Annotated in this window: 16 protein-coding genes; 10 read left to right on the top strand and 6 right to left on the bottom strand. The window is 61.0% G+C overall.

Annotated elements, in window-relative coordinates:
- Positions 1-28: 28 nt before the first annotated feature.
- The 4 genes from rfbD to rfbB are packed head-to-tail and all read right to left on the bottom strand — an operon-like array spanning position 29 to position 3,391.
- A complete protein-coding gene (rfbD, locus tag BFN10_RS28195; RefSeq protein WP_071492472.1) occupies positions 29-898 on the bottom strand; it encodes a dTDP-4-dehydrorhamnose reductase in 870 nt (289 codons plus the stop codon).
- On the bottom strand, positions 895-1,440 hold the full coding sequence (gene rfbC, locus BFN10_RS28190; RefSeq protein WP_071492471.1) for a dTDP-4-dehydrorhamnose 3,5-epimerase: 546 nt from the start codon (positions 1,438-1,440) through the stop codon (positions 895-897). The genes rfbD and rfbC overlap by 4 nt, the downstream gene beginning before the upstream one ends.
- Positions 1,437-2,312: a glucose-1-phosphate thymidylyltransferase RfbA gene (gene rfbA, locus BFN10_RS28185; RefSeq protein ID WP_071492470.1), complete on the bottom strand. Its 876-nt coding sequence runs from the start codon at positions 2,310-2,312 to the stop codon at positions 1,437-1,439. The genes rfbC and rfbA overlap by 4 nt, the downstream gene beginning before the upstream one ends.
- On the bottom strand, positions 2,309-3,391 hold the full coding sequence (gene rfbB, locus BFN10_RS28180; RefSeq protein ID WP_071492469.1) for a dTDP-glucose 4,6-dehydratase: 1,083 nt from the start codon (positions 3,389-3,391) through the stop codon (positions 2,309-2,311). Before rfbB ends, rfbA begins: the two co-directional genes overlap by 4 nt.
- A gap of 140 nt (positions 3,392-3,531) precedes the next feature.
- Between rfbB and BFN10_RS28175 the strand changes: the two genes are divergently transcribed.
- The 3 genes from BFN10_RS28175 (at position 3,532) to BFN10_RS28165 (ending at position 8,109) form a co-directional block, all read left to right on the top strand.
- A complete protein-coding gene (locus BFN10_RS28175) occupies positions 3,532-6,432 on the top strand; it encodes an aminotransferase (protein WP_071492468.1) in 2,901 nt (966 codons plus the stop codon).
- Positions 6,433-6,553: 121 nt separating this feature from the next.
- Positions 6,554-7,660, top strand: a complete 1,107-nt coding sequence (aguA, locus tag BFN10_RS28170) for an agmatine deiminase (RefSeq protein WP_071492467.1) — start codon at positions 6,554-6,556, stop codon at positions 7,658-7,660.
- 233 nt (positions 7,661-7,893) lie between these two features.
- On the top strand, positions 7,894-8,109 hold the full coding sequence (locus BFN10_RS28165; RefSeq protein WP_071492466.1) for a hypothetical protein: 216 nt from the start codon (positions 7,894-7,896) through the stop codon (positions 8,107-8,109).
- A 64-nt stretch (positions 8,110-8,173) separates the two neighbouring features.
- Here the strand turns inward: BFN10_RS28165 and BFN10_RS28160 are convergent, their stop codons facing one another.
- Positions 8,174-10,261: a TonB-dependent receptor gene (locus BFN10_RS28160; protein WP_071492541.1), complete on the bottom strand. Its 2,088-nt coding sequence runs from the start codon at positions 10,259-10,261 to the stop codon at positions 8,174-8,176.
- A gap of 412 nt (positions 10,262-10,673) precedes the next feature.
- On the opposite strand from BFN10_RS28160, the gene BFN10_RS28155 reads away from it, so the two are divergent.
- From BFN10_RS28155 to BFN10_RS28145, 3 genes are all read left to right on the top strand, one after another.
- Positions 10,674-11,975, top strand: a complete 1,302-nt coding sequence (locus tag BFN10_RS28155; RefSeq protein ID WP_071492465.1) for an OprD family porin — start codon at positions 10,674-10,676, stop codon at positions 11,973-11,975.
- A 203-nt stretch (positions 11,976-12,178) separates the two neighbouring features.
- Positions 12,179-12,382, top strand: a complete 204-nt coding sequence (locus BFN10_RS28150) for a tautomerase family protein (protein ID WP_016979078.1) — start codon at positions 12,179-12,181, stop codon at positions 12,380-12,382.
- A 20-nt stretch (positions 12,383-12,402) separates the two neighbouring features.
- Positions 12,403-13,104 carry an SDR family NAD(P)-dependent oxidoreductase gene (locus tag BFN10_RS28145; RefSeq protein ID WP_071492464.1) on the top strand — a complete coding sequence of 234 codons (702 nt, stop codon included), beginning with the start codon at positions 12,403-12,405 and terminating at the stop codon, positions 13,102-13,104.
- A 15-nt stretch (positions 13,105-13,119) separates the two neighbouring features.
- Here the strand turns inward: BFN10_RS28145 and BFN10_RS28140 are convergent, their stop codons facing one another.
- Positions 13,120-14,004, bottom strand: a complete 885-nt coding sequence (locus tag BFN10_RS28140) for an AraC family transcriptional regulator (RefSeq protein WP_231999478.1) — start codon at positions 14,002-14,004, stop codon at positions 13,120-13,122.
- A 125-nt stretch (positions 14,005-14,129) separates the two neighbouring features.
- Here BFN10_RS28140 and BFN10_RS28135 point away from each other — a divergent pair, with 125 nt between their 5' ends.
- From BFN10_RS28135 to BFN10_RS28120, 4 genes are all read left to right on the top strand, one after another.
- Positions 14,130-14,624, top strand: coding sequence for a hypothetical protein (locus BFN10_RS28135; protein ID WP_071492462.1), 495 nt, complete (start codon positions 14,130-14,132; stop codon positions 14,622-14,624).
- Positions 14,625-15,094: 470 nt separating this feature from the next.
- Complete coding sequence (locus tag BFN10_RS28130) at positions 15,095-16,027, top strand: SDR family NAD(P)-dependent oxidoreductase (RefSeq protein WP_071492461.1); 933 nt, start codon at positions 15,095-15,097, stop codon at positions 16,025-16,027.
- A 62-nt stretch (positions 16,028-16,089) separates the two neighbouring features.
- Positions 16,090-18,903, top strand: coding sequence for a bifunctional glycoside hydrolase/polysaccharide deacetylase family protein (locus tag BFN10_RS28125; protein ID WP_071492460.1), 2,814 nt, complete (start codon positions 16,090-16,092; stop codon positions 18,901-18,903).
- Positions 18,881-22,480 carry a tetratricopeptide repeat protein gene (locus BFN10_RS28120; protein ID WP_071492459.1) on the top strand — a complete coding sequence of 1,200 codons (3,600 nt, stop codon included), beginning with the start codon at positions 18,881-18,883 and terminating at the stop codon, positions 22,478-22,480. The genes BFN10_RS28125 and BFN10_RS28120 overlap by 23 nt, the downstream gene beginning before the upstream one ends.
- Positions 22,481-22,484: the final 4 nt, after the last annotated feature.

Below are 22,484 nucleotides of genomic sequence, written 5' to 3'. Positions count from 1 at the left end.
TGCGCCTGTGGGTACAGGCGCATTATGCCTAGTGCTGCTGTGCAAGACACTCGCGCAATGCGTCTTGCCACTGCGGCTGGCTGACGTGCCATTGTTGTTGCAAGCGGCTGCAATCGAGGCGTGAGTTCAAGGGACGCTGGGCGGGCGTCGGGTAGGCGCTGGAAGGGATGGCTTCCAGCTCGGCACAGGCTTTGCCCTGCTTGCGCAGATGCTCGCCGATGGCCTCGGCAAAACCGAACCACGACGTTTCACCTTGGGCGGTCAGGTGATATACCCCCCATTCCCCCGCTGTGCCGGCTTGCCAGCGCTCGATCAACGCAAGCGTACTGTTGGCGATGCTACCGGCCCAGGTCGGTGCGCCGATCTGATCGGCGACGATGCGCATCTGCGGTTTTTCCTGCAGCAGGCGTTGCATGGTCAGCAGGAAGTTCTTGCCGTGGTTGGAGTAGACCCAACTGGTGCGCAGAACCAGGTACTGACCCCCTACGGCTGCAATCGCCTGCTCGCCGGCCAGCTTGCTCTGGCCATAGACGCCCAGCGGGTTCGGCGTGTCGGCTTCGGTGTAAGGCGCCGGTTTGCTGCCGTCGAACACGTAGTCGGTTGAGTAGTGGATCAACGGGATGCCCAGTGCCTTTGCTTCCTCGGCGAGAATGCCGGGGGCGATGGCGTTGATGGCAAATGCGGCGTCCGGTTCGCTTTCGGCCTGATCGACAGCGGTGTGAGCCGCTGCGTTGATAATCAGGCTGGGGCGGTGGGCGCGCACTCGCTGGCGGATCTGTTCTGCATTGGCCAGGTCAAGCTGGTCGCGGCCCAGGACGATGAGTTCGCCCAAGCCCTGGAGGCGTTGTTGCAGTTCGCGGGAGACTTGGCCGTGCTGGCCACAGATCAGGATCTTCATGGGAACAGGTCGGCTTCCATCAAGGGTTTGGCTGCCTGGTCCTTGGCGGACAACTGTGGCGCTTCGGTCAGATGCCAATCGATGGCCAGCGTCGGGTCATTCCACAGGATGCTGCGTTCGGCGCTGGGCTGGTAGTAATCGGTGGTTTTGTACAGGAACTCGGCGTGATCGCTCAGTACCACGAAACCATGGGCGAAACCTTCCGGCACCCACAGCTGGCGATTGTTCTGTGCTGACAGCCGCACGCCGACCCACTGGCCGAAGTTCGGCGAGCTGCGGCGGATGTCCACGGCCACGTCCAACACTTCCCCGGCGATGACGCGCACCAGTTTGCCCTGGGTGTGTTCGAGCTGGTAGTGCAGGCCCCGCAGCACGCTTTTTTGTGAGCGCGAATGATTGTCCTGCACGAAGTCACGCTTGAGCCCGGTGGCGGCTTCAAAGGCGCGTGCGTTGAAACTTTCGTAGAAAAAGCCGCGTTCATCGCCGAACACTTTGGGTTCGAGGATCAGTACGCCGGGCAAAATGGTTTCAACAACGTTCACTTGTTCTCTCCGGCCAGCGAGTACAGATACTGGCCATAGCCGGTCTTGCCGAAATACTTGGCGCGTTCCAGCAGGTGGTCGCGGTCGATCCAGCCGTTGCCGTAGGCGATTTCTTCAAGGCAAGCGACTTTCAGCCCCTGGCGTCTCTCGATGGTCTGCACGTATTGCGAGGCATCCAGCAAGCTGTCGTGGGTGCCCGTGTCCAGCCAGGCGAAGCCTCGGCCAAAGCGCTCAACCTGCAAGTCACCCCGGTGCAGGTAGGCATTATTGACGTCGGTGATCTCCAGCTCGCCTCGTGCGGAGGGTTTGACGGCCTTAGCAATGCCAATCACGTCGTTGTCGTAGAAATACAGGCCTGTCACCGCGTAGCTCGACTTGGGCACCGTCGGTTTTTCTTCGATAGACAGTGCGCGGCCCTCGCTGTCGAAATCAATCACGCCGAAGCGCTCCGGGTCTTTGACCCAATAGCCAAATACCGTAGCGCCTTTGCCACGTTTTACCGCTGCGTGCAGTTGCGCGCTGAAACTCTGGCCGTGAAAAATGTTATCGCCGAGGATCAGGCATACCGGGTCGTTGCCAATGAACTGCTCGCCAATCAGAAAGGCTTGGGCCAGACCGTCTGGCGAAGGTTGCTCGGCATAGCTGAACGTCACGCCGAATTGGCTGCCGTCGCCCAACAGATTGCGATATTGCGGTAAGTCCGCCGGAGTGGAAATCACCAGGATTTCCTTGATGCCCGCCAGCATCAGCACCGAGATCGGATAGTAGATCATTGGCTTGTCGTAGACGGGCAATAGTTGCTTGGACACGCCCAGCGTGATGGGGTGAAGACGAGTGCCGGAGCCGCCGGCCAATACGATTCCTTTCATCATGCGATCAGATCCCTCATGTTGGTGTTGCCCAGTCGTTGGCCCTGATAACTGCCGTCCTGGACCCTACGGCACCATTCCAGGTTTTCCAGGTACCACTGCACGGTTTTGCGTAGCCCGCTTTCAAAGGTTTCCAGGGGCACCCAGCCCAGTTTGCGCTCGATCTTGCCGGCATCGATTGCATAGCGTAGATCGTGGCCGGGGCGGTCTTTTACGAAGGTGATCAAGTCGGCGTATTGCTGGACGCCTGTTGGGCGTTGCGGGGCCAACTCTTCCAGCAAGGCACAGATGCTGCGTACCACGTCGATGTTCTTTTGTTCGTTGTGGCCGCCGATGTTGTAGGTCTCGCCCACCACGCCCTCAGTCACTACCTTGAGCAATGCCCGCGCGTGGTCTTCGACGAAGAGCCAGTCGCGTACCTGCAAGCCATCACCATAGACCGGCAGCGGTTTGCCTGCGAGGGCGTTGAGAATGACCAGTGGAATGAGTTTTTCGGGGAAATGGAACGGCCCGTAGTTGTTCGAGCAGTTGGTCAGCAGCACCGGCAAGCCATACGTGCGCTGCCAGGCGCGCACCAGATGGTCGGAGGCCGCTTTGCTCGCGGAATAGGGCGAGCTGGGGGCGTAGGGGGTGGTTTCGGTGAACAAGTCGTCCACGCCATGCAGGTCGCCATACACCTCGTCGGTCGAGATATGGTGGAACCGGAACGCTTTTTTTTCCGGACCGGCGAGTGTTTGCCAATAGCCCCGAGCAGCTTCCAGCAGGCTGTAGGTACCGACGATATTGGTTTGGATAAAGTCCGACGGACCATCGATCGAACGGTCAACATGAGACTCGGCGGCCAGATGCATGATTGCCTGGGGGGCGAAACGCGCCAGTACAGCGCTGACGGTGGCCTGGTCGTTGATATCGGCCTGAACAAATTCGTAGCGGCTGTTAGAGGCGATGCTGGTCAGTGATTCGAGGTTGCCCGCATACGTGAGCTTGTCCAGGTTGAGCACTTCGTGCTCGGTGTGCTGAATCAGGTGACGTACCAAAGCAGAACCGATAAAACCGGCGCCACCGGTAATGAGAATGCGCATGTCGGAGGCCCTTTTTCTTAGACGAACGATTAGCGAGCATAGCCTGTGTTGCGACGCAGGGCAGGTAGGTATGCCTGGGGGGTTGCGTAAGCCCCCTGAACAATGGCGATATACACCCCTAAAAAACCGAGGCCACCCCCATGCTGCTCGCCACCCTGATCCATCGCGCCAGTCTACCCTGCCCGCAAGTAAGTCCCGATCAGGCGGCTCAACTGCTCGAGCAGCATTACGGCCTCACGGGCACCTTGCAGTCATTGGGCAGCCAGCAGGATCTCAACTACAAAGTCGACAGTGCCCGTGGCCGGTTCGTTCTGAAAATCTGCCGGGGCGACTACGCTGCCGTTGAGCTTCAGGCCCAGCACGCGGCGCTCAACACCCTGCAGGCCGTGCGCGCACCCAAGGTCATCAAGGCTCTGACCGGTGAAGAACTGCTGACCCTGACCCTCGACGGCCAAAACCTGCATGTGCGGGTGCTGGATTACATCGACGGCCAGCCGTTGACCCATCAGGTGCATTTGGGGCACAGGGTGATCGCAGGCTTCGGCGACCTGTGCGGTCGGATGAGCCAGGCGCTGGCGTCGTTCGAACATCCGGGCCTGGAGCGTACGTTGCAATGGGACCCGCGCCATGCCCTGGAATTGATCAAGCATCTGCTGGCCACCCTGGAAGATTTGCCCCACCGCGAAGCACTGGAGCAAGTGGCTGAGCAGGTCAGCAACCGTATGCGCTCCCTGGCCGACCACCTGCCGTGGCAAGCCGTGCACATGGATATCACCGACGACAATGTGGTGTGGCAGCGTGATGCGCAACGCCACTGGCAATTTCAGGGCGTGATCGATTTCGGCGATCTGGTGCACACCTGGCGCATTGCCGACCTGTCGGTGACCTGCGCCGCCCTGCTGCACCATGCCGAGGGCGATCCCTTTGCGATTTTGCCGGCAATCCAGGCTTGTCATGCGGTGACGCCCTTGCAACCCGCAGAATTACAGGCGCTATGGCCGCTGATCGTCGCCCGGGCGGCGGTGCTGGTCTTGAGCAGCGAGCAGCAACAACGGCTGGATCCGCATAACAGCTACCTGCTGAAAAACGCCGAGCATGAGTGGGAAATCTTCCATGTAGCGACCTCGGTGCCGTTTGAGCTGATGGAGGCGGCGATTCTCAGCTGTGTTGGCCAGGCACCCGCACCTATCGTCAGTCAAGGTTTTGCGCCTTTGTTGCCGGGGTTGGTAGGCCGCGAGTTTGCGCTGATCGACCTGGGTGTGCTCAGCCCGCATTTCGAGGCGGGCAACTGGGAGCAAGCCGGCATCGATCAACGCCTGTTGCAGGATGCGGCGGCGGTACATGGGCTGGCGGCGAGCCGCTATGGGCAATACCGTTTGTCGCGTACCCGGCCCGACAGTGCGACCGAGCCGGAGACGTTTGCGTTGCACGTTGAGCTGCACGTGCCATCGGGGACTTCCGTCGAAGCGCCGTTTGCCGGTGTGATACGACGAGGAGCCAATGATGAACTTCATGTGCATAACAGCGAAACGACCGTGCGGCTATGGGGTGTAAAGCCGCTGCTGCAGCCGGGGGCTGCGGTGCTCAAGGGCCAGGTGATCGGTGAGGTCGAGGGCCCGCTGACAGTGCAGCTTTGCCGTGTTGACTTGCCCGCACCGCTATTCTGCGCACCGTCCCGGGCAGCGGCGTGGCAAGCGCTTTGCCCATCGCCGGCTGCGCTGCTGGGGCTGGCTTGCGACGCCGAGCCCGAACTGGACCCCGAGGCCCTGCTGGCCCGCCGCGACGCCAGTTTCGCCCGTTCGCAAAAGCACTATTACGTCGATCCGCCGCGCATCGAGCGTGGCTGGCGCAACCACCTGATCGACATGCAGGGTCGTTCCTACCTGGACATGCTCAACAACGTGGCGGTGCTTGGCCATGGCCACCCGCGCATGGCGGCGGTGGCGGCGCGGCAGTGGTCGTTGCTCAACACCAACTCGCGGTTTCACTACGCGGCGATTGCCGAGTTTTCCGAGCGCTTGCTCGCGCTGGCACCAGAGGGCATGGACCGGGTGTTCCTGGTCAACAGCGGCACCGAGGCCAATGACCTGGCGATACGCCTGGCCTGGGCCTACAGCGGCGGGCGCGACATGCTCAGCGTGCTGGAGGCGTACCACGGCTGGTCGGTGGCGGCGGATGCGGTGTCCACCTCGATTGCCGACAACCCCCAGGCCTTGAGCAGCCGCCCGGATTGGGTGCACCCGGTGACCGCACCGAATACCTATCGCGGCGAGTTCCGCGGGCAGGACAGTGCGCCCGATTACGTACGAAGTGTGGAGCACAACCTGGCGAAAATCGCCGCGAGCCAACGCCAGCTGGCCGGTTTCATCTGTGAGCCGGTGTACGGCAATGCCGGTGGCATCTCGTTGCCGCCGGGCTATTTGCAGCGGGTGTATGCACTTGTCCGCGCCCAGGGCGGCGTGTGCATCGCCGATGAGGTGCAGGTGGGTTACGGCCGCATGGGGCATTTCTTCTGGGGCTTTGAAGAGCAGGGTGTGGTGCCCGATATCATCACCATGGCCAAGGGCATGGGCAACGGCCAGCCCCTGGGTGCGGTCATCACCCGGCGTGAAATCGCCGAGGCGCTGGAGGCTGAGGGCTACTTCTTCTCGTCGTCGGGGGGCAGCCCGGTCAGTTGCCGCATCGGCATGGCCGTGTTGGATGTGATGGAAGAAGAAAAACTGTGGGAAAACGCCCAGGTGGTTGGCGCGCATTTCAAGGCACGCCTGGAAGCTCTGATCGAGCGCTATCCGTTGGTTGGCGCCGTCCACGGTTCCGGATTTTACCTCGGCCTGGAATTGGTACGTAACCGGCAAACCCTGGAGCCCGCCACCGAAGAAACCACTTTGCTGTGTGATCGCCTGCGGGAGTTGGGCATTTTCATGCAGCCTACCGGCGACTATCTGAACATTCTCAAGATCAAGCCGCCGATGGTCACGTCGAGGCGCAGCGTGGACTTCTTTGTCGACATGCTGTCGAAGGTGCTGAATGAGCAGGTGTGATTAATCGATTGTTATCGGTTAACTACTGTCATACTCATCAGCTATGATCCTTTATCGCTTTTAAAGCCGATTTTTATCCGTTATAAAGTCGGCTTTTACCCCATTCGGAGTCCTGATCGCCATGACCACCCTGCACAGCACCCCTCGCGCCGATGGCTTCTACATGCCTGCCGAATGGGCGCCACAGACGCAAACCTGGATGATCTGGCCCGAGCGCCCGGACAACTGGCGCCTGGGCGGCAAGCCGGCGCAGGCTGCCCATGTGGCCGTGGCCAAGGCGATCGCACGCTTTGAACCGGTGACCGTTGCCGTATCTGCCGGCCAGTACGAAAACGCCCGCGCACGCCTGGATGTACCGAATATCCGCGTGGTGGAGATGTCCAGCGATGACGCCTGGGTGCGCGACACCGGCCCGACCTTCGTGATCAACAACAGCGGCGAAGTGCGCGGCGTGAACTGGGACTTCAACGCCTGGGGCGGTTTTGACGGTGGCCTGTATGCGCCGTGGAACCGCGATTCCCAGGTTGGCGGCAAGATCCTCGAGATCGAACGCGCACCGCGCTACCGCACCGAAGGTTTTGTGCTGGAAGGCGGTTCGATCCATGTCGACGGCGAAGGCACCCTGATCACCACCGAAGAATGCCTGCTCAACCGCAATCGCAACCCGCATCTGGGCCGGGCCGAGATCGAAGCGGTGCTGAGCGCCAACCTGGCTGTGGATAAGATCATCTGGTTGCCGGATGGCCTGTTCAACGATGAAACCGATGGCCATGTGGATAACTTCTGCTGTTACGTGCGCCCGGGCGAAGTGTTGCTGGCCTGGACCGATGACGAACAAGACCCCAACTACGCGCGCTGCCACGCCGCAATGGACGTGCTGCAAAGCAGCACCGACGCCCAGGGTCGCTCGTTCATAGTGCATAAAATGCCGATTCCCGGGCCGCTGTACGCCACCGAGGAAGAATGCGCCGGTGTCGACCCGGTTGACGGCTCCCAGGAGCGGAATCCGTCGGTGCGTTTGGCCGGTTCCTACGTGAACTTCCTGATCGTCAACGGTGGCATCATCGCCCCAAGCTTCGACGACCCGCTGGACAGCCAGGCCAAGGCGATCCTGCAGGACCTGTTCCCGCAGCACGAAGTGGTGATGGTGCCGGGCCGCGAACTGTTACTGGGCGGCGGTAATATCCACTGTCTGACACAGCAACAGCCGGCACCGCACAAAGAGTGAGTGCAGTTGTAACAGCGTCGAGGCGATAGCCGGGCGCAACCGGTTCCGGTGCCCACAGCAAGCCCGCGGCCCAGCAAGGTCGCGGGCTTTTTTGTGTCCCAATGCCTATAAACACGAGACATTGGCATAGCTCTTGTATCGGTGCTGTCACAGTGGCCCAAGGTGATGACTGCGCAGTTCTGTCATAAACCTTGAGTAAGTTAGCCGCTCACGCAGTAGGAGAGAGCGCTGAAATGAATGCCGATATCAACCTGATGTACACGCGTGCGGCCCACCCCTTGCGGGTCAGCGGCGACGCGATTCCCGCACTGGCGCTCTGGTTGAAGGAAAACGGCTCGCGACGGATCAGGCGCCAGCCTGACTTGCGCAGCGTGATGAATGAACGCTACCCGGCGGGGCTGTTCAGCGAGGATGAAGTGCACGTGTTGTGCGACCTGCTGAAAAACTGAGTAACACCGAGCACAAATGTGGGAGGGGGCAAGCCCCTTCCTACACCCTTTGGATGTATTCGATTCAGAAACTGTAGGTCCCAGTCACCACCACGCTGCGCGGTTCTCCCGGCTGGATCTGCGCCACGCTGGTCGCCGACGCATAGTAGGTGTTGTCCGCGATATTGTTCAGCGCCGCCCTCACGTCCCATTCTTTCTGGCGGAACCCCGCCAAGGCATCCCAACGGCCATAACCCGGCAGCACCACGGTGTTGAGACTGTCGGCGTAACGATCCCCCACCAGCGTCAAACCGGTTTCGGCGTACCAGCCCATCTCGGGTTTCCAGGTGATGAACAGGCTGCCGTTGCGCTTGGCCACATCACTGACGCGCTTGCCTTCAAAGCCGTTGTTGTCCTTCACGACCGTGGCGTCCTGCAGGCCGATTCCCCCGCGAACGTACCAATTGCCGACGATCTTGCCGGTGGCGGTCAGCTCCACGCCGCGTGAGCGTTGCAAGCCGCTGAGCAGGGTGATGGTGCGGTCCAGCGGGTCGCTGGTGCGGCGGTTGTAAAGCTCCAGTTCGTACACCGCCAGGGTGGTGCTCAGGCGGTCGTCGAGCCAATCGCTCTTGACCCCGATTTCCTTCTGTTTGGTCAGCTCGGGGCTCAGGTCGTTGACGCTGCCGGCGGCATTCGGGGTGATGCCGATCAGGCCGCCACCGGCCGGGGAGAACGTCTTGCTCCACGAGGCATAGAACGAGTGATGTTCCAGCGGCGTCCAGACCACGCCAAAGCGCGGGCTGGTGCTGTGGCTGTCGACGGCCTGTTGGGTGTTGAGGATTTTGTTCCTGGTGTCCACTTCGAAACGGTCGTAGCGCAGACCGGCCAGGAGCTGCCATTGATCATTCAGGCGCAGCTGGTCTTGTACATAAACCGCACGACTTTCCACTTCGGTGTGGTTGTTGCTCGACACGCTCATCCGCCCGTTATGGCTCAGGTGGCGGTTGGGCTGGTTGAGGTCCAGGCTCGGCACGGCCTGGCCACCACGGCTGACGGCGGTGGCGGTGTAGAGCTTGGGATCGCGGCGCTGGCTGCCCAGCTCGAGGCCGGTGAGCAAACGATGCTCCAGGCCGAAAGTGCTGAAGCCGCCTTCCAGTTCGACGTTGTTGAAGAGGTTCCGCGTGGTCAGGTCTTGCTGCCAGCGCTGGCGTGTCACGCTGTTGGTCGCAGGCACGTAGGCGGTCTGGTAGGTGTTGTCGAAATCGCTGTCGAGCTTGAATACGCCCAGGGTCTGGCGCAGTTGCCAGTTGTCGTTGAGCTCATAGGCCAGCCTGGAGCGCAGGGACTGGGATTTGTCGTCGATGTAGTCGCGGCTGTCGAAGTAAGTGGTGCTGCGGCTCACATCCGCCGGCCGGCCGTTGACCCCGGGAACGCCACGGTCCGGCGTGCGGTTGTAGCGGCTGTATTCGTATTGCACCAGCCAATTCAGGTCCGGCGTGAGCTGCCAGCTCATGGACGGTGCAAACAGCTGGCGATTGCCGCTGACGCCATCGCGCCAGCTGTTGTTGTCCTGGTTGCCCATGTTCAGGCGCAGGCTGATGTCATCGGTGGGGTCGGTGCTGAGGTCGGCATACAGACTGCGCAAATCGTTGCTGCCGCCTTGGGCCTCGATACTCGACTTGTGGCCGGCGCCAGGCAGTTTGCTCACACGGTTGACGATCCCTCCCTGACCGCCTCGCCCGTAGAGTACGGCTGCCGGCCCCTTGAGCACTTCGATGCGCTCGATGTTATGCAGGTCGCGCACGTACTGGCTGTCATCGCGGATGCCATCCAGGTAGAAGTCGTTGCTCGCGTCGAAACCCCGGATGCGCAGGCTGTCGAAGCGCGTATCGGCGCCGCTGCTGACGTTGGGAATGCCGCTCAACGCCTGGCCCAGGTCATTGGTGCCGTAGGCGCGCAGGCTTTCGGTCTTTACCGAGTCGATGGCCTGGGGCACATAACGCACCGGCGTGGCGGTGCGGGTGGCGGTGCTGGTTTCCTTGACGCGTGGGTCGTCTTCGTCAGCTTCGGCGCTGATCGAGGTTTCGGGCAACGTGGTGGCCGCGCAGGCAAAACCGGCAGACAGCAGAACGGAAAGCCCAAGGGTGATGGGCGTCAGGCGAGGGGCAGGCATTAAGAAATGTATCCGAGTGGTTTGGGAGAAAAACAGCACGTTAATGGTAATGCTTTGCATTTGCGCGCGTTATCCATTGCCAAACGTATCGGCTTTGAAATGTGTTACGAGATGTGTTTTTTGTCGTTTCGGATGCGGTTTTTTGTCGCTTTCGATGTGACTGTAGGCCCTGGCTTAGAATTATTTCGCCTAAATACAGACGATTCGCGAAATTGACACATAGTTCCGGGCGCGACTAGGATTGCGCCCAACGCCTGTGGCTAACCGCCATGACTCATCCAATAAAAAAGGCCCGCGGCATGTTCAGTCGTCCGCGGGCCTTCTTTTTTCCGGATTCAGTCGACACCAGAAAAAGCATTACGGAGCCTGGTGTCACAGCGCGTACTCAACCAGGAATAAGGAATACAAGAAAATGTTGAAGCAACGGATGAGTCTGATCGCTCTGGGGATTTTGAGCGCATCGACAGCAATGGCAAACGACCAGGACCAGTCCAAGGGTTTTATCGAAGACAGCCACCTGAACATCGCCGCACGTAACGCCTACATCAGCCGCGACTACAAAAACGGCAAGCAAGACAAAGCCGAGTGGGGCCAAGGCTTCATCGGCAAGCTGGAGTCCGGTTTCACCCAGGGCACCGTCGGTGTGGGTGTGGACGTGATCGGCCAATACGCTATCCGTCTGGACGGTGGTAAAGGTCGCGCCGGCGCGGGCGGTATCGACTTCTTCAAACCGGGTAATGGCACTGCCGACAACCCTGGCTCGGCACCACACGACCTGGCCAAGGGCGGCGCTGCCGTCAAGTTCCGCGTTTCCAACACCGTGCTCAAGTACGGTGATCAGTTCCCGGCCGTGCCTGTGCTGCAGTACGACAACTCCCGTCTGTTGTCGGAAACCTACACCGGTACCTCGATCGTTTCCAAAGAGATCGCCGGTCTGCAACTGGACGCGGGTCACTTCACCAAAGAAGCGCGCAAGAGCATGGAAGGCACCGACAGCGGTCGCCTGAAGAGCATCGACTACATCGGCGGTAGCTACAAATTCACCGAAAGCCTGTCCGCCGCGCTGTATGCCTCCGACATGCAGGACGTGCTGAAGAAGCAATACGTCAACGTCAACTACGTGCTGGCCCTGCCAGAGAAGCAGTCCCTGACTTTTGACTTCAACGGCTACAAAACCAAGCTGGACAAGAGCTTCGCCCTGGAAAACCAAGGCAGTGAAGATGCTCGCGACAACAAAATCTGGAGCCTGGGCGCGACCTGGGCCGTTGGCCCGCACAGCTTCACCGTGGCTCACCAGCGCAGCACCGGCGACACCGGCTACCTGTACGGCGGCTACCGCAATGCTGGCGGCATCGGCGACGGTGGCAACACCATCCTGCTGGCCAACTCCTACTGGTCCGACTTCAACGGCAAGGACGAACGTTCGTGGCAAGTGGGCTACGGCATCGATTTCGCCACCTTCGGCGTGCCGGGCCTGACCTACAACGTTGCCTACGTACGGGGTACCAACATCGACGACGGTACCAACCGCGGCGACGGCACCGAGCGTGAAATCTGGAACCAGTTCAAGTACGTGGTCCAGAGCGGCCCGGCCAAAGACCTGAGCCTGCGTGCGCGTGCGTCCTGGTTGCGCGTTTCCAACAACGCCAGCAACTACAACGTAGGCGGTAACGAAATCCGTCTGTTCGCCGACTATCCGATCAACGTTTTCTAATTGATCCTGCGTCGCGCCTGAGTGTCAGGCGAAAAAAACCCCGACTGGTTCGGGGTTTTTTTATGCCCGTCTATGCAAGGCGGACTTGTTACATCGGATCACCAATGAAGTAACCGGGCCCACCTTTATCCCCTTCCAGCGCAAGCCTAAATTGGCCCACTGCTCGCCCATCACCCCGATGGTCGACCACTGGAGTCCTCGCCATGCCCTTTGTCAGCCTGCGCATCACCCGTGACGGCGTTACCCCCGAGCAAAAAGCCCAGGTCATCGCCGAATTTACCGAAACTCTCGAACGCGTCCTGCACAAACGCCCGGACCTGACCCATATCGTCATCGAAGAAGTCGACACCGATAACTGGGGCTACGCCGGCATCACCACCACCGAATACCGCAAATCCCAAGCCTGAATCCCTACCGGAGCATCCTCATGAAAAAAGTCGTCATCATCACCGGCGCCTCCCAAGGTATCGGCGCCGCCGTCGTCCTGGCCTACCGTGCCCTCGACTACCGCGTGGTCGCCACCTCGCGCTCGATCCAGCCGTCCACCGACCCCGACATCCTCACCGTCGCCGGCGACATCGCCGACCCGGCCACGGCCCAGCGCATCATCCGCGACACCCTGGCCACCTTCGGGCGCATCGACAGCCTGATCAACAACGCTGGCATCTTCATCGCCAAACCCTTCACCGCCTACACCCAGGCGGACTACGCCAACGTGCTTGCGGTGAACCTCCATGGCTTCTTCTACATCACTCAACTCGCGATTGCCGAGATGGAAAAGAACCACGCCGGCCACATCGTCAACGTCACCACCAGCCTGGCTGACCACGCCATTGATGGCGTGCCGTCGGTACTCGCCAACCTCACCAAAGGCGGCTTGAATTCGGCAACCAAATCGTTGGCGATTGAATACGCCAAGCGTGGAATCCGTGTGAACGCAGTGAGCCCGGGCATCATCAAGACGCCGATGCACGGCGAAGAAACCCACGCGGCGCTCGGGCAATTGCACCCGGTCGGGCACATGGGGGAAGTGAGTGACATCGCCCAGGCAATTGTCTACCTGGAAACCGCCGGTTTTGTGACCGGCGAGATTCTGCATGTCGACGGCGGGCAAAGCGCCGGGCACTGATACACACGTCCCGGCCTAGCCCGGCCGGGCGTTGTCATCCCGAGGCGAGCGGCCGAAAAAAGCTTTATAGGCGCGACTGAACGCCGCTTCGGATTCATAGCCAATTGCAAAACCCACTTCTCCGATGCGGCCGTCCTGTTTGGCCAGCATGGTTTTCGCCAGGGTCAGCCGCCATTCATTCTGATACCGAAGCGGCGAGCGACCGACCAGGGCGCTGAACCGTTCGCAGAAATTCGACCGCGACATGCCCGCCACCTCAGCCAGGTTGTCGATGCGCCATTGCCTGCCCGGTGTTTCGTGAATGGCTTTCAGCACGCGGGCGATACGCGCGTCCGACAACCCACCCAACCATCCGGAAGCGGCGCCCTGGTGCACCCAGGTGCGCAGGATGCGAATCACCACCAGGTCGATCAGGCGCGAAATCATTAATGCCCCGCCCGGTTGCGTGTCGTGGGCTTCGAGCAACATGAAATGCAGAATGCCTTCCGCCCATGCGGCGGCGTCGGCTTGCTGGATGTGGATCAGCCGAGGCAGGGCGAACAGCATGGCCTGGAAACTGCTCGCGTCGAACCAGAAGCGGCAGATGACTACGGTTGCCGGCCCATTCAGGGCGGTCAGCGTGATGCCCGTTGGATCGTGGGGCAGCAGGATCACATCGCCTTGCTCCTGCGCTACGGGAGGCTGATCAGCAACGTTGAGATGCAACCGGCCGTGCTGGAGCACGCAGATGTGCGCGCTTTTTTCATCCAGCGTGAGGGGCTGTGCCTCCGTCAGCGTGCAGGAATGAACCCGATCACCCGTCAGGCGGATCTGCGCCAGTACCTGGGACAGCAGGTCGCCCTTGGCCAGCCCTTCCAGCTGCAATTGGGGATGAATGATCAAGTTTTCCAAGGGATTCATCATGTCGGTTCGACCCCGCCCTCACTAAGCTGACCGCCGAGATCATAGCGCGCCGGCGCCATCGGGATGAGTCTTTCCCGCGCTGACCGTTTTTGCACATCATCCAACCACATGGGAACCCCACTATGTTCGGAATCTCCGCTCTCGGCTGGCTGCACACCCTCGGCAGCCTGCCGGCCATTCCACTGGCCGCCTACATGTTTATCCGGCATGGCCGTATCGTGCCTCGGTCAGTGCCGGGGTTGTTGTATTTCGTGTCGATGATGATCGGTGGCCTCACCGTGTTCCTGGTCGCGCATCAGCCCGTCAGCAACGCCATCGGCATCATTACGATTGCGCTGCTGTTGGCGGGCTATGGGGTAGGGCGCGTGGCCTGGCTGGGGCGAGCCCGGGTGTATGTGGAGACGATCTTGCTGAGCCTGACGGCTTTTTTCCTGATGGTGCCCACCGTGTCCGAGACGTTGCGCCGCGTTCCCGATGGCCACCCCTTTGTCACTGACCTGAAATCGCCGGTGCTGCTGGGCGCGCAGGCGGGCATTGCGCTGGCGCTGGTGATCGGCGTGACGGCGCAAATGGTGTACCTGCGCAGGCAGTCGCGCCTCAGCACTGCCCAACGCTGAAAAACCGGGCAGGAACTACCAGCTTTCATCGCCCAACAGCGTGTAGCCACCCATGAAGTAGGAGCCAGCAATCGTCACGCAAGTCGTCTCGACCACACAGCCTGGGCCACGAATATGGGTGCAGTAGACGTGATACCTGGAAGGGTGAAAAAAAGACTGCGCCCTATTAGTAGCGTCAAATAAGTGGCAATTTTGACTCGGGTTTGCCGTCTGGCGGCATCTTAGACAATTTGTTGACAGTCTCTTTTGGATCCACCATGATTCCCGCGATGTTGATGGCTCTAAGCCATTAAAGTGACATTAGTAACGCGCATTCGTCCCATGCTGTGGTTCTTCAAGATTCAGGGATAAGGCGGCTTGGACTCGGATGGCCAGGCGACGTTGGTCAGGGTAGCCCTAAAACACTGTCACCTTTAATTAGCAGGCTCGTTTGTCGGTGCCTGCGCTCGAGTCTCTAGGAAGTAAACTTCATGGCTGTAGGACGAATTCTGGTCACCGGTGGTGCAGGTTTTATTGGTTCACATCTGGTAGATGCGTTGCTGGGCAAAGGCTACAAGATTCGCGTATTGGACAACTTGTCGACCGGTAAGGTGGCTAACCTGCCCGCCGGTAATCCTGATCTGGAACTGCTGGTTGGCGATGTCGCCGACAGCGCCGTGGTCGAGCAAGCCATGGTTGATTGCAGTGCAGTCGTGCATCTGGCTGCGATTGCGTCGGTGCAGGCCTCGGTAGACGATCCTGTCGCCACTCACCAGGCCAATTTCGTCGGCACTCTCAACGTGTGCCAAAGCATGCTCAAGGCCGGTGTGGCACGTGTGGTGTTTGCCTCCAGCGCGGCTACCTACGGCAACAACGGCGAAGGCACGGCCATCGCCGAAAACACGCCCAAGTCGCCACTGACGCCTTATGCCAGCGACAAGTTGGCCAGTGAGTACTACCTGGACTTCTACCGTCGCGAGCACGGCCTGGAGCCAGTGATCTTCCGCTTTTTCAATATCTTCGGCCCACGCCAGGATCCGTCTTCGCCTTATTCCGGCGTGATCAGCATCTTCACCGAGCGTGCGCTGGCAGGTAAGCCGATTACCGTCTTTGGTGACGGTGAGCAAACCCGCGACTTCGTCTACGTGCAGGACCTGGTGAGCATCCTCGTCCAGGCGGTGGAGACCCGCGAACCGGCACCTGAAGCCATCAACGTAGGGCTCAGCCGTTCGACCAGTCTCAACGACCTGATCGCTGAGCTGGGCCGTGCCACCGGTACTGCATTGAACGTGACGTACCAAGCTTCACGTCAAGGCGACATCCGTCATTCGCGCGCGAATAACGCCCGTCTGTTGGAGCGCTTTGCACTCCCGCAACCGACCTCCATTGGCCAGGGTTTGGCGCAGCTGTTGCGCAGCTTGTAGTTCGTCGGTCACTTCGCCCGACGTCTACGCAGTATTGGCTCAGTCATCTTCAAGAGTGAATTATGGAAATCGTTTTCCGCAGGACGCGTATCCGCGCGATCGCTGAGCGGCTGTTGGCTGCTTTTGCCTTATTCGTCGGCGTGCCGACTGTGCACGCTGCTGCCTTGGCTCAACCGAACAGCGTGGCTTTCTGGTACGCCGAGCAACCACCGCTGCCGGAACTGGCGCAGTTCGACTGGGCCGTGGTCGAACCGGGCCACATGACCCCTGGCGATGTGAAAACCTTGCGGGCGTTGGGCAGCCAGCCATTTGCCTACCTGTCCATCGGTGAGTTTGACGGCAATAAGGCTGAGGTCGAGAAAGCCGGGTTGAGCAACGCGGTTTCCCCTGTGCGTAATCACGCCTGGAACAGCCAGGTGATGGATCTCACGTCGCCGGTCTGGCGCGAGCATCTGTTCGGACGTGCCAAGGCTCTGGAAGCGCAAGGCTATGCGGGTCTGTTCCTCGACACCCTCGACAGTTTCCAACTGATGCCCGAGGCTTCGCGCGAGAACCAGCGCGTCGGCCTGGCCAGCTTGCTGCGTGAGCTGCACAAGCGTCAGCCGAACCTGAAGCTGTTCTTCAACCGTGGTTTCGAAGTGTTGCCTGAGCTGGACGGCGTTGCCGCCGCCGTGGCGGTCGAGTCGATCCATGCCGGTTGGGATGCTTCCACCAAACGCTATCGCCCGGTGTCCGAGTCTGATCGCCAGTGGCTCGAAACCCACCTGCAACCGCTGCGCGCCAAGGGCGTGCCGCTGGTGGCCATCGACTACTTGCCACCCGAGCGTCGTGAGGAGGCGCGCACGCTCGCCAAGCGTCTGCGCGATGAGGGGTTCATTCCCTACATCAGTACCCCGGACCTCAACACCCTGGGCATCAGCAGCATCGAGGTCCAGCCGCGCCGTATCGCGATGATCTACGACCCGCGTGAAGGTGCACTGGAAGATGCCGCTGGCCATAGCAACCTGGGTGGTTTGTTGGAGTACCTCGGTTACCGAGTCGATTACCTGCCCGCCGACAGTGACCTGCCGCTCTACGGTTTCAGTGGCTTGTACGCGGGTGTGGTCACCTGGATGACCAGCGGCCCGCCGCAGGATGCATCGGCGTTCAATCGCTTTATCAATGCCCGTCTGGACGAGCAGGTACCAGTGGTGTTTTTCAGTGGTCTGCCGGTTGAAGACAAGTTGTTGCTCAAGCGCCTGGGCCTCAAGCTGGATGCGCCGCCCGCCACTCAGGTGTTGACCATCACCCACCAGGACAAGGCCCTGCTGGGCGCATTCGAGGCACCGGTGGTGCCTCGCTCCCGTGACCTGGCAGCGGTCTTCGTATTGCCCAACGGCCCAACCCCGGCGTTGTCCTTGAGCGGTGCCAATGGCGCCGTTTTCAACCCGGTGGTGGTCGGTAAATGGGGGGGACTTGCGCTTGCGCCTTACCTGCTCGAAATCAACAACGAGCGTAGCCGCTGGATTCTCGACCCTTTCGCGTTCCTTCAGGCCAGCCTGCGTCTACCGGCTCAACCTCGGCCGGACACCACCACCGAAAATGGCCGGCGCATCGCGACCGTGCATATCGATGGCGACGGATTTCCCTCCCGCGCCGAAGTGCGCGGCACTCCCTATGCCGGTCGTCATACCCTGGACGACTACATCAAGCCCAACCCGTTCCTGACGTCGGTGTCGATCATCGAGGGCGAGATCTCGCCGCGTGGCGCGTTCCCCTTCCTGGCCCGCGAGCTGGAGCCGATTGCCCGCGAGATCTTCGCCAACCCTAAAGTCGAAGTGGCCACGCACACCTACAGCCACCCGTTTTTCATGCAGCCGGATAAGGCCGAGAAGCGCGAAAATTTCAACCCCGAATACGGTTTGAACATGAAAATCGCCGGCTACGAAAAAATCGATTTTCGTCGGGAGATTTTTGGCTCGCGCGATTACATCAATCAGAACCTGACTACGCCACAGAAGCCGGTGAAGATGGTGTTCTGGCCAGGCGATGCGCTGCCATCCGCCAGCACCATCAAGCTGGCCTATGACGCGGGCTTGAAAAACGTCAACGGCGCCGAAACCATCATGACCAAGGCCAACCCGTCCCTGACCGGGTTGAACCCGTTGCTGCGGCCGACGCCTGGGGGGTTGCAGTACTACGCGCCGATCATCAACGAAAACCTCTACACCAACCTGTGGAAAGGCCCGTACTACGGCTTCCGTGAGTTGATCGAGACGTTCGAACTGACCGACAGTCCGCGTCGCCTGCGCGGGCTGCACCTCTACTACCACTTCTATTCCAGCACCAAGCAAGCCTCGATCAAGGCCATGCACGAGATCTACGGCTACTTGCGCGAGCAACAGCCGATGTCGTTATGGATGAGCGACTACGTCGACCGTCTGCATGGTCTTTACCAGTCGAGCCTGGCCCGAACTGCGGACGGCGCCTGGCAGATTCGCGGGATGGACGCTCTGCGTACCGTGCGCCTGGATGCACAAATGGGCTGGCCGGACTTGCTCAAATCCCAAGGTGTCGCGGGTGTACGTGACTTGCCGCAAGGGCGCTATGTGGCCCTGAGCAGCGACAAGGCATTGCTCGCATTGCGTGCGGACAGAGATCCCCGCCCTGCGCTGGAGGAGGCCAACGTGCCGTTGCTCGATTGGCGTTACCTGGACGATCGGCGCGTGAGCTTTTCCTTCGCCGGTCAGTTCGACCTGACCTTCACCGTACGCTCGGCAACCGCCTGCCGCGTGGAAGTCGATGGGCAACGATTCGCAGGCAAGGCCTCGGCTGGCCTTTGGACTTTTCAACTTCCCATGAAGCAGGTGAGTAATGGTCAACTCCTCTGCAACTAAAAGCAGCCGCCTGCTCAACCCATGGGCACTGGCGGTGGTCGCTGTCGCCGTGGGCGGCCTGCTGTGGGCAACCTTCCAGCGTGAAGAAGTGTTCCAGCCCGACGGGCGCGAACCCGACGCCGTGTCGGCCAACTATGCCGAGCTGTTGCTGACGGCGCACCCGGATGACGACCATTTGCGTTTGCAATTGGTCGACTTGCTGATTCGCCTGGGTGACTACACCAAGGCGCGCCAACACGTGGACGCCTGGCCCAAGCCGCAGCCGGAGATCCAGGCCTACTATCGCCTGGAGCTGGACGCGCTGATCGCAGCCAGTGGCAACGACCTGATTGCGCAGCATGCGTTGGTCGAGCGTCTGCAAAGCTTCGATCATCGCAAGCTGCCGGTGGCCCAGCTGCAAAGCCTGGCGAAGCTGGCGTTGACCCTGCAGGCGCCGGCGTTTGCCGCCAGTGTGTTCGAAGAGATCGCAGGGCGTGACCCGGCGCAGCGCACCGAGGCGCTCAAATTCGCCGCGCAGTGGTACTTGGCGGGTGAGCAGCCTGCGCACGCGGCAGACATCTATCTGCAACTCAAGCGTGACGCCCAACAACCGGCCGAACGACGGGAGTACGCGCAACTTGCGTTCAACAGCCTGCTCTCGGCCGGCCGTGACGAGCAGGCCGCGCAAGTGCTGGCTGACGAGCTGCCCCGGCTGACGAACCCGCAGACCGACGTGGCGTGGCTGGAGCAAGGCGTGGATATCGCCGTTGCGACCAGGCAGTTCGACCTGGCCCAGCGCGTGCTCCGGCAGTGGCATGACCTGGAGCCTGGCAACCGCAAAATCCTGGTCAAAGAATTCCAGGTGCGCCTGTCTATCAATGATCTGGCGGGTGCGTGGGAAACCGGTCAGGAGCTGGTCATCGATTACCCGGATGACACCGAGTTGCTGGGGCAAATGGCCAAGCTCGGTGAGTGGCGCGGTGATAACGAAGCCGCGCTGGATTACTGGATTCGCTTGCTCAAACTCAAAGAGGACCCGAAAACCCGCGAGCACGCCTGGCGCCTTGCCAGCCTGCAATTCGACTTCGCCCGCTCGATCCCGTTGCTCGCCGACATCATGCAGCAGCGTGCGCTCACGGACATCGAGCTGGATGCGTTGATCTACGCTCATGAATCCCGTGGTACACCGGCTGAAGCCGAGGCATGGCTGCGCACCTACCTGCGCAAGTACCCGGCCCATCGCCTGGCCTGGACACGCTTGCTGCACAACCTGGAAAACACCGGGCAGTTCGCGGCCAAAGGCAAACTCTACAAGGACTATGCAAAACGCTACACGCTGACCACCGCCGAATTGGTCGATTGGGCCAGCACGCAAATGAAGCTGTTTGATGAGCCGGCGGCCTGGGAAGTGGTCAAGTCGGACGACTCATCCATCGATGACCCGGAATACTGGCGCACCCGTGCGGCGCTCGCCTGGGACCTGGAGCGCGACGAAGACTTGCGCGTCTCCCTGGAAAAACTGCTGTCCCTCAACGGCAAGCTGACCAGTGGCGACGAGAGCCAGTTGATCACCCTCTATCGCACCCGTGACCCGCAGCGTGCCTTGACGTTGATGGTCGACAGCTGGCACCGCGCCCAGGATCCGCAACGGTTGGTCGAGGCGCTGCAACTGGCCCAGGAGCTGCACGAGTGGGATCAGGTCGTGACCCTGCTGGAAGACGCCAGGCAATACCCGCAGGCCTACGAGCAAGCCCAGGTCCTGGCGGTACGCGGTGCCTTGGCGGTGGAGCAGGGCGATCCCTCCGAGGCCGAGCGTCTCTATCTGCTGGGCTTGTCGCGCTACCCCGATGACAACCTGTTCCGCGAGCGTTTGACCTGGCTGTATGTCGACCAGGCCGACACGGCAAAACTCAAACCCCTGCTGGCCAAATGGCGTGCCTATGCACGGGCAGACCGCCTGCTCTGGCTGCCGTTTGCCAGCGCCAGCCAGCTGTTGGGGCGCGATGCCGAGGCGTTGGCCTGGTATCGCATGTACCTCAAGCTCAGCCCGAACGACTGGCTGGTGCAGGCCGCGTATGCCGATGCACTGGACACATCCGGCTACCAGGACGCCGCCCAGCGCCTGCGCTTGAAGTTGCTGCGCAGCCCCGAGGCCGACAACCTGCAACCCTCGTCCCAACGCTATGCGATCTGGCTGCGCTTGATGTCGAGCAGCTACTCGCCGCAGAAGGCCCAGCAAGAATTGCTGAAGTGGAAAGACGGTTCGCCGTCGATGAAACAGCTGTGGTTCGAACGCCTGCTGGCCCGCCTGGATGCGACCAACCAGCAAGCGCAGAAAGACGACTGGCTGGCCTGGGCGCGCACCCAAGGGCTCAAGGTCGACCGTTACGAGCAGATCCAGGAAGCCTTGCGCAGCCGCAATAAAGCCCAGGTCGAAACCCTGTTGGCCAGCAGCGACCTGAACCCGGCGCAGCGCGCACAGGCGCTCAGCCGTTTGGGGCGTACCAACGAGGCACTGGACACCAGCCTGTCCGCACTGGGCGACGACCAGCCGGATTCGGTGAACGAGCAACTGCGTCGCCAGGCGGTGGAGATCCACGAAGCCACCCCGCAAGGCGCATTGCTGTCGTATCAGAAACAGGATTTCGGTGGCTTGTCGTTTGACTCGCCGCGCCTGGAAATCGCCCACAACCTGGGTGACAACTGGTACGCCGATGTCGAGATGGAACACGGCAACTATAAAGGCGACGACGTCATCTCTTCGCGCATCGGCGACGAGAGCAACGCGACCCTGACCTTGGTGCGCGCGGTGGAAAACGGCAGCTGGAAGCTGTTCGCCGACACCAGCCAACGCAAGGACGACGACCGTAACGGCCTGGGCCTGTCGCGCCTGTGGCAGTTGGGCAACAGCCACCAGATCGAGACCGGCCTGGACTGGCATCGCAAGAGCGACGACAGCGGCCTGATGCGTGCTTTCGGCCAGCAGGACCGCGCCTGGGTCGGCGGCCGTCACGGCCTGACTGCGCGGGACCAGTTGAGCTGGGAAGTGGCGCAGCGCTCTTTCTCGACCCGTGCCGGCGACTCGTTGGGCAGCGGTCATGCATTGAAGCTGGAGCTTAACCACACGCTGGAATTCGCCGGGCCTAACTGGACGGTGCGCAGTGGTGTGGATTACCAGAAGAACAATGTGAAGGATCGCAACCTGGATTACCTCTCCAGCGACTTCAAAGGCCCGATTCGAGTGCCTGATGTCGCGCCGCCTGAGCCGGGTGACCCGATCGAGTTGCAGACCATCCCGTCGGGCGACCTCCTGCAAAGCCGCTACGGCCAACTCTATGTCGGTACGTCATGGCGTCGCGGCATCCCCGGTGCGCTGGTGCGCAGCAAGCCGCAATACACCTGGCTGGTGGACATGACGGCGGGCTGGCAGTGGACCGACCAAACCTTCAACTACGGCGTCAACACGGGCATTGGTTTCGAAGTGCTGGGTGACGACGAACTGGCCCTCACCTTCGGCTACCAATCTGCGCCACAAGGCGGGGATGGCAAGTCCGGCGGCACACTGGGCATGAGCTACGGCGTGCGTTTCGGGCGCTGATTAC

The organism is Pseudomonas extremorientalis, assembly GCF_001870465.1.
Lineage (GTDB): Bacteria > Pseudomonadota > Gammaproteobacteria > Pseudomonadales > Pseudomonadaceae > Aquipseudomonas > Aquipseudomonas extremorientalis.
The sequence above is the reverse complement of the archived record's forward strand: the minus strand, read 5'-3'. Positions and strand labels throughout refer to the sequence as shown.